Source organism: Emticicia sp., assembly GCF_049241225.1.
In the GTDB taxonomy this organism is placed as follows: domain Bacteria; phylum Bacteroidota; class Bacteroidia; order Cytophagales; family Spirosomataceae; genus Emticicia.
In genome coordinates this window covers 49,287-59,202 of the sequence record NZ_JBMLRC010000077.1, presented here as the reverse complement: position 1 = coordinate 59,202, position 9,916 = coordinate 49,287, and the positions used below count along the sequence as shown (strand labels likewise).

At 36.5% G+C, this 9,916-nt stretch carries 13 protein-coding genes; 9 read left to right on the top strand and 4 right to left on the bottom strand.

The window, feature by feature from the left end; all coding sequences use genetic code 11:
• From ACOVO2_RS05005 to ACOVO2_RS04975, 7 genes are all read left to right on the top strand, one after another.
• Positions 1 to 420 (top strand): (2Fe-2S)-binding protein (locus ACOVO2_RS05005; RefSeq protein WP_421768906.1); only part of this gene is annotated, 420 nt, incomplete at its 5' end.
• Positions 421 to 453: 33 nt separating this feature from the next.
• Positions 454 to 897: a thioredoxin family protein gene (locus tag ACOVO2_RS05000; RefSeq protein WP_421768905.1), complete on the top strand. Its 444-nt coding sequence runs from the start codon at positions 454 to 456 to the stop codon at positions 895 to 897.
• Positions 884 to 1,816 (top strand): FAD:protein FMN transferase, encoded by a 933-nt coding sequence (locus tag ACOVO2_RS04995; RefSeq protein ID WP_421768904.1) that lies wholly within the window; start codon positions 884 to 886, stop codon positions 1,814 to 1,816. The genes ACOVO2_RS05000 and ACOVO2_RS04995 overlap by 14 nt, the downstream gene beginning before the upstream one ends.
• An 86-nt stretch (positions 1,817 to 1,902) precedes the next feature.
• On the top strand, positions 1,903 to 2,073 hold the full coding sequence (locus ACOVO2_RS04990; protein ID WP_421768914.1) for a DUF4266 domain-containing protein: 171 nt from the start codon (positions 1,903 to 1,905) through the stop codon (positions 2,071 to 2,073).
• A 143-nt stretch (positions 2,074 to 2,216) separates the two neighbouring features.
• The gene (locus ACOVO2_RS04985) at positions 2,217 to 3,512 is read left to right on the top strand and encodes a DUF3570 domain-containing protein (RefSeq protein WP_421768903.1); all 1,296 of its coding nucleotides are present in this window, start codon (positions 2,217 to 2,219) and stop codon (positions 3,510 to 3,512) included.
• A gap of 25 nt (positions 3,513 to 3,537) precedes the next feature.
• Complete coding sequence (locus ACOVO2_RS04980) at positions 3,538 to 4,068, top strand: hypothetical protein (RefSeq protein WP_421768902.1); 531 nt, start codon at positions 3,538 to 3,540, stop codon at positions 4,066 to 4,068.
• Between the two features lie 9 nt (positions 4,069 to 4,077).
• Positions 4,078 to 4,971, top strand: coding sequence for a glycerophosphodiester phosphodiesterase (locus tag ACOVO2_RS04975; protein WP_421768901.1), 894 nt, complete (start codon positions 4,078 to 4,080; stop codon positions 4,969 to 4,971).
• 49 nt (positions 4,972 to 5,020) lie between these two features.
• On the opposite strand, the gene ACOVO2_RS04970 is transcribed toward ACOVO2_RS04975, so the two are convergent.
• Together ACOVO2_RS04970 and ACOVO2_RS04965 are read right to left on the bottom strand one after the other, a co-directional pair.
• Positions 5,021 to 5,686 (bottom strand): hypothetical protein, encoded by a 666-nt coding sequence (locus ACOVO2_RS04970; RefSeq protein ID WP_421768900.1) that lies wholly within the window; start codon positions 5,684 to 5,686, stop codon positions 5,021 to 5,023.
• Positions 5,683 to 6,015, bottom strand: coding sequence for a PadR family transcriptional regulator (locus ACOVO2_RS04965; RefSeq protein WP_421768899.1), 333 nt, complete (start codon positions 6,013 to 6,015; stop codon positions 5,683 to 5,685). The genes ACOVO2_RS04970 and ACOVO2_RS04965 overlap by 4 nt, the downstream gene beginning before the upstream one ends.
• A 211-nt stretch (positions 6,016 to 6,226) precedes the next feature.
• On the opposite strand from ACOVO2_RS04965, the gene ACOVO2_RS04960 reads away from it, so the two are divergent.
• Together ACOVO2_RS04960 and ACOVO2_RS04955 are read left to right on the top strand one after the other, a co-directional pair.
• Entirely contained in the window at positions 6,227 to 7,147 is a 921-nt protein-coding gene (locus tag ACOVO2_RS04960; protein WP_421768898.1) for a fasciclin domain-containing protein, read from the top strand.
• 213 nt (positions 7,148 to 7,360) lie between these two features.
• The gene (locus tag ACOVO2_RS04955; RefSeq protein ID WP_421768897.1) at positions 7,361 to 7,861 is read left to right on the top strand and encodes a LytR/AlgR family response regulator transcription factor; all 501 of its coding nucleotides are present in this window, start codon (positions 7,361 to 7,363) and stop codon (positions 7,859 to 7,861) included.
• Here the strand turns inward: ACOVO2_RS04955 and ACOVO2_RS04950 are convergent, their stop codons facing one another.
• Positions 7,862 to 8,629, bottom strand: a complete 768-nt coding sequence (locus tag ACOVO2_RS04950; protein WP_421768896.1) for a LytR/AlgR family response regulator transcription factor — start codon at positions 8,627 to 8,629, stop codon at positions 7,862 to 7,864.
• A gap of 53 nt (positions 8,630 to 8,682) precedes the next feature.
• A complete protein-coding gene (locus tag ACOVO2_RS04945) occupies positions 8,683 to 9,744 on the bottom strand; it encodes a sensor histidine kinase (RefSeq protein WP_421768895.1) in 1,062 nt (353 codons plus the stop codon).
• Positions 9,745 to 9,916: the final 172 nt, after the last annotated feature.

The following is a 9,916-nucleotide window of genomic DNA, read 5'->3' as shown; positions in this document are numbered from 1 at the left end:
ACTACTGGCACTACTACTGGCACTACAACGGGCACAACCACTGGAACAACTACTGGAACTACCACAACGACTTCAAATGTGTCAGGTATTATAACTACCGAAGAACTAAATAAAATTACAAGTACTAAACTAAAAATTGATCTTACTTCTACAACTTATGCGAAGCTGAAAACAGTAGGAGGGTATATGGTGGTGAGCAATATCGTTGTGGCCTTATCTAAAGCCAACACATACATAGCAGCTACGGTGACTTGTTCTCATGAACCCAAAAAACAAGTGATATACTACAATAATGAGTGGTATTGTACTGCTCACGGAGCAAGATTTTCGTTGACAGGTGCAGGACTCAATGGTAATGGGAGAGCTGGGCTTACAGTCTATAAAGTAGCAACTGATGGCAAGACCTTGGTTGTTTATTGATAGTTTTGAAAAACCGTTAAACTAAACTGAAAAATGAAATTTTTAAGCATTCTCCTCACATTCTTCTTGTTTGAAGGTGCTCCGCAATGGGGCAATGATTTCGAAAAGGCAAAATCTGATGCCATTCAGAATCATAAATATATTGTGATTAATTTTTCTGGCTCTGATTGGTGTGGACCATGTATCAAACTCAAAAGAGATATCTTGGATTCTCCTGAATTTTTAAATTACGCCACCTCAAATTTAGCTTTGGTTCGTGCCGATTTTCCAAGATTAAAGAAAAATCAATTGGATAAAAAGCAAACGGCTATGAACGAAGCACTCGCCGAAAAGTATAATCAAGAAGGAAAGTTTCCGCTCACGGTTTTGGTAGGAGCAGATGGGAAGGTTTTGAAAGAGTGGGACGGCTACCCAGCAGGTATCACAACCGAAACTTTTATTCAAGAAATTCAGTCGATTATCAATGCTCGCAAGTAAGGTTCATCATAAAACACTTCGTTTAATGGGTAATCGCTTTACTATTACGGTAGTAGATGACGATGCTCAATGGGCCGAACAACAAATTGATGGAGCCATTGCAGAAGTTAGTCGAATCGAAAAATTGCTGACTACCTTCAGCAGTGATAGCCAAACCAACCAAATCAACGAAAATGCAGGTATCAGACCAGTAAGTGTTGATAAAGAGGTATTTGATATAATTCAGCGTTCGCTCCGCATATCGGCTCTCACCGATGGGGCTTTTGATATAACCTACGGCTCAATCGACAAACGTTTTTGGAATTTTGATAAAGAAATGACTTCGCTTCCCGATGCTGAATCAGCCAAAGAGTCGGTGAGATTAATCAATTATCAGAATGTTATTTTAGATGCCCAAAACCAGACAGTTTTCTTGAAAGAAAAAGGTATGAGAATTGGTTTTGGTGGAATCGGGAAAGGATACGCTGCCGAACGAGCCAAACAATTATTGATAAAAAACGGAGTAAAGAGTGGAATAGTAAACGCCGCAGGCGACCTAAGCACTTGGGGGAACCAGCCCAACGGAAAACCTTGGACAATTGCCATTGCCGACCCCGATACTCAAAATAAAGCTTTTTCTTACCTTAATATTAGTGGAGTAGCGGTGGCAACTTCGGGAAATTACGAAAAGTATGTAGTCATTGATGGAAAAAAGTATTCACATACGATTGACCCAAAGACTGGTTTTCCAGTGTCGGGAATTAAAAGTGTAACGATTATTTGTCCCAATGCCGAATTAGCCGATGCAATGGCTACACCCATCACTGTTTTAGGAGTTGACGCAGGTCTGGGCCTTATCAACCAAATGCAGCAGATTGCTTGCATCATCATCGACGACGACAATAATATATATACATCAAACAACATTAATGTTTCATAAAAATGAAATCAATCAAAACAGCCCCTTTCCCTAAATCCCTTTCCCCGATAAAGAAAGGGATTTGCATTGCTTATTTATTGTATTCAATGACTTCGTGTGTAGCGGTGAAAGAGTACCAGAAAAATCGCATCAATGATTCCGAAATGGAACTTGCTGCACGAAAAGCCGAGAAGTTTGAAACAAGCTTTTATCTCTACCGAGAGGGTGCTTCTGGTGCCAATGGTGGGAAAAGTGGTGGTGGTTGCGGTTGTAACTAACACCGTGAAACGAAGTTTTACTTCGTTCAAATGCTTGATAATATAATAGTTGTAAGTGGTTTTTCACTACTTATAATGAGCTAAAAATTAAAATAGTCGAATTCAATTGAATCCTTCTCGGCTATAAAAAAAACTTTTCCTCTATGAAAAAAGTAACATTAGCGATTGGTTTGTACGTGGGCATTTTAAGCGGAGCCTATGGTCAGTATGATGAAACCAAATTTATATTTAAAAATAAAAAGACCGAAACAACCAACAAAAACTCTATGCCCACATCGAGCAAAGAGTATAAATTGAGCTCAAAGCCCGAAGCCGAAAGTGGTTTCCGGACATTGAAACTCGAGGAAGTAAACTTTGTTTCGGCATATTATAACCAAGATGGTAATCACTCAGCTGTAACGGGTGGAGTCGGAACCGAAAAACTAATCGATTTTGCTAATTCAATAGATTTGAAATTATCGTTTACTGATAAAAAAGGTCGCAAGCACTCAATTATTGGCGAAGCAGCCATTGATTATTATTCGTCGGCTTCTTCGGATAAGATTGACCCCCGCTCCGTATCATCAGCTTCGATGTCAGATGTTCACTTTTACCCAACACTATCTTGGAGTAGAAAAGATGATAAAAAACATAATTCGGTGGGTGCGAGTTTTTCGTATTCGACCGAATGGGATTATCAATCTTACGGTGGAAACCTAAGTTTTTCAAAATCATCGAAAGATAATAATACCGAATTGAGCGTAAAACTCGGGGCATTTTTTGATACTTGGTCGGTTATTTTACCTTATGAAGTACGTCCAGATGGCTATGGCTCGGGTGCGGAAGGCGACCAAAATATCGACTATAAACGACGAAATTCATACAATTTATCAATTGGTGTTTCGCAGATTATAGATAAGCGTTTACAAGTGATGGCAGTCGTTGAGCCGTCTTATCAAGAAGGGCTTTTGAGTACACCTTACCACCGAGTTTATTTTACAGACGGCACATTGAAGGTTGAAAAATTGCCTGGAACTCGTGCAAAATTGCCAGTTGGTTTGCGTGCCAGCTATTTCTTGGGTGATAGATTTATTATTCGCTCGTTTTATCGTTATTATCAGGATAACTGGGGCATGAAAGCCCATACCATAAGCGTTGAGGTGCCAGTAAAGATAACTTCGTTTGTGTCGGTTACACCGCACTATCGCTTTAATAGCCAAACTGCTGTTGATTATTTTGCACCAATCAATAGTCATAAACTTACTGAAACTTACTATACCTCTGACTTTGATATTTCAGATTTTAGAAGTGCGTTTTGGGGGGCAGGGGTCAGAATTGCTCCGCCAGATGGTGTTTTAGGTATCAAACACTGGAATACCGCCGAGTTACGTTATGGGCATTATAACCGAAGCAATGGCATGGTTGCTCATATAATTACGCTTAGTGCTAAGTTTAAATAACAATAATGTAAAGAGTAGTGTGTGTATGAATTTAAATAGAGGTTGTTTGCTCATAGTATTATTAATTGGAGTTCATTTTAAAACATTTTCACAGTTAGATTCACAAAAGTCTATTCGGAATTTGGTTTATCTCGAAGCCTTCGGGGCTGGTGGCTACGGTTCATTAAACTATGAGCGAATAATTTTCAAACAAAGAAATCAACTCACACCTAATCTAAAAGTTGGTGTTCGTCTGGGTATTAGCACGTTTCATCTCAAAGATTTTAACAATAAATTTAATCCAGATGTTATCATTCCTGTATCGGTCAACGCCATTTTTGGAAAAACGCATCATCTTGAACTCGGATTTGGGCAGACCTTATCGAATGTGACCCAAACTAATAACATGACGTTTGCCGTTGAACGACAAACAACTCTTGATTCTCATTTTACTGCTGGTTATCGTTATCAGAAATCGGAGCGAGGTATCATTTTTCGCTTAAACTATTCACCTATTATTTCATCTGACAAGTTATATAACTCATGGTTTGGGTTGTCAATAGGTTATGGTTTTTAACGAAATTTTATGAAAAAACTTCTTTTGTTTTCGCTAATAAGTTTGCTTTTCAGTTGTGAGCAAGAATCAGAAATTTTTGATGTTGTCAATCTCAATCGCAACTATATTACGGTTTTGGGGCATGGTGGAATGGGAATTTCGTCGGCCTATCCAATCAATACGTATGAGTCAATTATAAATTGCTTGAATATCGGTACTGATGGGAGCGAGATAGATATACAGTTGACCAAAGATAGCGTTTTGGTGGCGTTTCATGACTCGGATTTGAGCGAAAAAACTAATCTGACAGGTTCGGTCAGCCAATATACATTTGCCGAACTTCAGGAAGGTTATTATGACGAAATGCCCTATAAATCTTATGCGATTATCTCGCTCGACCAACTCTTCTCGAATATCGAAGATTTAACTTCTCATAAATTTACTTTTGATTGTAAACTTTACAATGCAAACAAAAACGATGATGCTTATTTAGGAAGGTTTGCAAATGCCATCGTAAATATTGCTCAGAAATATGGTATTCAGCGAAAACTTCTGATAGAATCGAATGATAAAAACTTTTTGAGTCTTTTGGCTTCAAAAAACGAAAAATTTAAACTTTTTATTTATCCGCAAACTTTTGAAGAAGGTTTGGCTACTGCAACCGAACTGAGTCTGTACGGAATTACGATTGCAAACGACGATATTTCGGCCGCACAACTTGCCGCCGCTCACGATAGAGGTTTTAGAGTAGCCGTTTGGAATGTTCAGACAGAAAACGAAAACATTGAGGCTATCAGAAAGAACCCTGATTTTATTCAGACAGATAAAGTGAAACATTTGGTAGAAACCATGCAAGCCACCGACGAGGCTTTTTACGCTGCAATTCAGCAATGGCAAAGGCCTGATTCGCTTTCACGGAAATGAAATTTTAAGATATAAAGCCACATCAACGCTAATTGATGTGGCTTTATGATTATTTGAAAGCTTCGGGATAGAGTCTTCTTTGTTGATTAGATAGCTTATCTAAAACATCAATTTCAGCTAAATAGCTAATTGTAATTAAAGAAAAAATAATCGGTAGTACAATTGGGTACCAATTTGCCAAATCTGAAAAAGATAAATTGAAAAAGATTTGTAACATTAGTAAGTATGACCCAACAGACGAGCTTAAAATGTAAATATTCTTGAATTGTAGAAGTGGTAACTTAATGCTTCGTTTGATTAAAATTATTTTGCTGATGAGTATTATATTAAAAATAACAATAAGTGCATAGAAAGAGTATATAACCGATGCAAAACTTGTTATTTGAAATGCTTTGTAGCTTACCAAGAAAATCATTAGCAAGAGCAGAATTTTTGGTAGTTTAAAATACTCTACAAAACTTTTTCTGAATAAATTTCTACCTTTAAGTGCTACTTCCATTTCTTTTTGTCCTACCAAGTCGCTGAAACCAAATATTCCAAATTGAGTATAAACTTGTTGCAAAGCAGTTTCAAAATTGACACTACTGGTACTCATTTTCTCTTCAATTGATGTAGCCAAGTGGTCAACCAATTCTGTCTGTACGTCATAATATTCTACATACTTTTTGCGTGTAAAAGCATATAATTCTTCGATTTGAGCTGCGGTTAGTTTCATTGAAATGCAAGTTTAGGATTTAAGATTAGATTAAGGTTTTCGGCAAAAGCACGCAGTTCGGCAATTCTATCAACTGCAATAACATTTCCTTTTGGAGTTATTTTATAGTATTTTCTTACTCGGCCTTCTACCTTTTCAGTTTCTGCTGTTAGTACTTCCTCAGCCTCAAGTTTATGTAAAATCGGATACAATGCTCCCTCAGTTATTTGTATGTCTTCATGGGTTATTTCTTTTACTTTTTGTGTAATTTCATAACCATACATTCGGCCATTGTCGTGTAGTAGTTTTAGAATTATCGTACTAAGGCTACCTTTTATATGTTGATTCATTGCTCATTATTTATTTCGATGAGCAAATATACATAATTTTCTTATACATCAAATTCTTAGGTATTAATTTTTATGCTGCTTCACTCCGTTTTATTAGCTACTGACTCCATTAATACATTCATTCACTCTATTTCGGTAGCGATAGTAGACGATTCGGACGTTATGTATCTGTAAAACTTTTTAGTCAACAACTTTACAAATATCAATCGTTATGAAAAAAATCAAAGCATTATTAGGAGTAACTTTTTTTGTGAGTGCATTATCTTTTGGCGTTATGTCGTGCGATGACAGCGACGAAACACCCGCAGCAAAAGATGTAGTAGATGTGGCCTTAGCCGATAGTCGTTTTTCAACTTTGACCAAACTTTTGACTGATAACGGACTTGTTTCGACGCTTAAAGGTACAGGGCCATTTACGGTTTTTGCTCCAACCAACGATGCGTTTGCAAAAATTGATGCCAGTAAATTAACCAATGCCGAATTGGTAAATATCCTAAAATCTCACGTTGTTAGTGGAAGAGTATTGGCAGCTGATGTGAAATCTGGGGTTGCAACTTCACTTGGTTCGTCGATTTACTTGTCAAAAAATTCTACTGGGGTTTTTATCAATGGCAATAGCCAAGTAACAACTGCCGACGTATCAGCATCAAACGGAGTTATTCACATCATTGATAATGTGATTGTACCACCAACCAAAAACTTAGTAGAAATTGCTCAAGGAAATGCAAATTTCTCTGAATTAGTTTCATTAGTTTTGGCTGCTGACCCTGCCGTGCTTACTGCTTTATCAACCGCTTCGGCAAATGGTTTGACGGTTTTTGCTCCAACAAATGCAGCTTTTACCGAACTTTACAAAACTACACCGAAAGCAACTTTGCTTGCACCAGCCAACAGAGGCTTATTGACAAGTGTATTGTTGTATCACGTAGTACCAGGAAGAGTATTTTCGTCTGATTTACCAAATGTAAGTGGCGAAGTTGGTACTGCTAATACTACTGCAAAACTTACTTTTGATTTAGCAGGTGGAGCGAAAGTAAAAGGAAAAACAAGTGGTAACTCTAACATTACAGCGGTGAATATTCTCGGTACTAACGGAATTATTCACGTAATCGATAAAGTTTTATTACCATAAGAAATAAATAAATAAAAAAGAAGGTCGGAATATTCAATTGAAATATTTCGACCTTCTTTTGCTTTTTATAAAATCAGAGCTTCTGTAAAAACAATTTATCCCGAAATCTGTTATACAACATAGAAACTACCTATTTATTTATTATTACGAAATTGATAAACTGCTTTTTTCTTGAATAAAATAAGTAATAATTAGTCTAAATCTGAGAGACAAATGAGGGGTTTACTATTTGAAGAGAAGGTATCCACAAGCGATAGAATATCGGAGCTTCTGAGAGATTTCAGTGCGGAGATTAAGATACAAAAAGTTGATTCAATCAACGAAAATATAAATTGGCTTAGCTCAATCCAGCCACAGCAAACCGCCAAATCAAATTTCAAAAATCGTTTTTTAGTAAAAACAGGTAATAATATCTTATTTAAAAACATTGATGAGATTGCCTATTTCTTTGCCGAAGATAAAATTGTGTATTTGGTTGCAGTTGATGCCAAACAATATATCATAGATTATCGTTTGGAGCAACTCGAAACGCTGCTGAATCCTCATGTTTTTTATAGAATAAACCGAAAGTTTTTTATTAAAATTGATGCTATTCAGAAAGTTAAACAGCTATCTAATAATCGTTTACAGTTATTTTTGAAGCCAAATTTTGAGCAAGAAATATTTATTAGTAAAGACAAAGCAAAAGAATTTAAGGCTTGGCTCGACCAATGATTAGCTCACTTGTTTTCGCTCAATTAATTCTTTAAAAGTCTTACGGTAAGTATCACTTATTGGAATAAAGCTTTTGCCGATTTGTACTTTTTCTTTGTCGATGGCATCAATGGCATCGAAGGCAATAATGTAAGAATTGTGAATCCTAATGAACTGATTTTGTGGAACGCCACCCGCCGATAATTGGCTTTCTAAACTTTTCATGGTTTGCAGCGTTACTATCTTTTTGAGCGTAGAGTCTTTATCTTTTGTATGAATACAAACATAGTCTTTTAGACCTTCGATATACTGGATTTCGTTGAGGCGAATCTTGACGAGTTTCGTGCCGTCCTTTACAAAGATAAATCCTTGATTATTGTCAGAGCTAACCGTTATTTCCTGCACGATTTTTTCTTGTACAACGGGCTGGCTCGCAGTCAGGCGAATCGTGGCTTTTTCTACGGCTTTCAAGAAGCGTTCTAAGCTAATAGGCTTCAATAAATAATCAAAAACTTCCAATTCATACCCTTCAAGTGCATATTCGGAGTAGGCAGTTGTTAGAATCACCAAAGGTTTTTTTTGCAGGATTTTTAGCAAAGTAATTCCCGTAATTTCAGGCATCTGAATATCCGAAAATAAAATATCTACCGGATTTTCACGCAGAAAATCCAAAGCTGCCAACGAACTCGAAAACGATTTTAGTAAGTTTAGGTGTGGCACTTTCTTTACGTATGCCTCCATGAGGTTTCGAGCCAGAGGTTCGTCTTCGATGATTATACAGGTTAGCATCTGTTGAATGTTTGATGATAAATTGTATCCAGATTTATTGCCGGACACGAGAATTAAGCCAAGTTTAGTTTCAAAACCACGATATAATCTTTGTCGTCTTCGTTTACTACTAACTCATAGTTATTCGGGTAACTAAGTTCCAGACGTCGATTGACGTTCTGTAAGCCAATTCCCGATTTTTCGTTAGTTGTTTCGAGGTTTGGCGGCAATTTACTATTTTCTACACAATATGTGCATTGTTGGCCATTTATATCAATCGAAATATTTACATAAGCATTGTTCATGCTATTGCTTACACCGTGTTTGAAGGCGTTTTCGAGAAACGTAATAAAAATCAGCGGTACAATCTGCACTTCATCGGGGTTTCCCGAAATATCAAATGTAATCGGCACTTGATTATCCAATCGAAGTTTTTCGAGGCTAATATAATTTTTCATATACTCAATTTCCTTGGTCATCGAAACCTTCGGGTGATTTGAATCATAAAGCATATAACGCATCATTTGCGAGAGTTTCTCAATAACCTCGGTCGTATTTGGCGAATTAATCATGGCCAAATAATAAAGATTATTGAGGGTATTGAACAAAAAGTGCGGATTAACCTGAGCTTTCAAGAAGCGTAATTCGGCCGTTAGTTTTTCGTTTTCTATCTCACTTTTCTTGGCTTCTAATTCAAACCAATCTTTTGCAAAACGTAGCATTCCGATAAAAATGGCAATAAAAATTGCTCCAATCGAATGCTGAACTACAAATTTAGTAGAGTACAGAAAACCCTTTGCTTCTTTAATTTCGAGGTAGATAAATCTCTTTAAAAAAATATGACAAGTAATAATTAAGGCGAAGGGAATCAGAAACTCGATTAGGTATTGGCCAAAATTTTTATGAGACAAAAACCGTGGTAAACAAAAAAAGTAATTGATATAGCTGATTAAAGCCATAAAAATTATTTGAGTAGAGGCATCAAAGAATGCTCGTTCATAATTCGGTTCTTCTCCGTGGCGACTAAAGGTGATTTGGTAGAAAAAGAATGAAAAATATAACGCCCAAAAGGATAGGTGTAGTAATAATATTCTGTTGGTCGTTGAACCCCCGATTTTCTTGATGATATGCTGCATTAGTTTCTAATTAAACGATTGCCAAATGTATGTTCGGCTTCATAAATAATATCAAAGTTTGTTTAAAAAGTATATTAAATGCAATAATCAGAGGGCAATTTGGCGTGTTTTCGACTACATTTTCTACAATTCTACTTTCTTAGTCGATGTTTCGGCTCAATTATTCTACACT

Excerpts from the sequence above, each read along its gene's own strand:
- ACOVO2_RS05000 (WP_421768905.1), top strand. The coding sequence starts at position 454 with ATGAAATTTTTAAGCATTCTCCTCACATTCTTCTTGTTTGAAGGTGCT.
- ACOVO2_RS04995 (WP_421768904.1), top strand. The coding sequence starts at position 884 with ATGCTCGCAAGTAAGGTTCATCATAAAACACTTCGTTTAATGGGTAAT.
- ACOVO2_RS04990 (WP_421768914.1), top strand. The coding sequence starts at position 1,903 with ATGACTTCGTGTGTAGCGGTGAAAGAGTACCAGAAAAATCGCATCAAT.
- ACOVO2_RS04985 (WP_421768903.1), top strand. The coding sequence starts at position 2,217 with ATGAAAAAAGTAACATTAGCGATTGGTTTGTACGTGGGCATTTTAAGC.
- ACOVO2_RS04980 (WP_421768902.1), top strand. The coding sequence starts at position 3,538 with ATGAATTTAAATAGAGGTTGTTTGCTCATAGTATTATTAATTGGAGTT.
- ACOVO2_RS04975 (WP_421768901.1), top strand. The coding sequence starts at position 4,078 with ATGAAAAAACTTCTTTTGTTTTCGCTAATAAGTTTGCTTTTCAGTTGT.
- ACOVO2_RS04970 (WP_421768900.1), bottom strand. The coding sequence starts at position 5,686 with ATGAAACTAACCGCAGCTCAAATCGAAGAATTATATGCTTTTACACGC.
- ACOVO2_RS04965 (WP_421768899.1), bottom strand. The coding sequence starts at position 6,015 with ATGAATCAACATATAAAAGGTAGCCTTAGTACGATAATTCTAAAACTA.
- ACOVO2_RS04960 (WP_421768898.1), top strand. The coding sequence starts at position 6,227 with ATGAAAAAAATCAAAGCATTATTAGGAGTAACTTTTTTTGTGAGTGCA.
- ACOVO2_RS04955 (WP_421768897.1), top strand. The coding sequence starts at position 7,361 with ATGAGGGGTTTACTATTTGAAGAGAAGGTATCCACAAGCGATAGAATA.
- ACOVO2_RS04950 (WP_421768896.1), bottom strand. The coding sequence starts at position 8,629 with ATGCTAACCTGTATAATCATCGAAGACGAACCTCTGGCTCGAAACCTC.
- ACOVO2_RS04945 (WP_421768895.1), bottom strand. The coding sequence starts at position 9,744 with ATGCAGCATATCATCAAGAAAATCGGGGGTTCAACGACCAACAGAATA.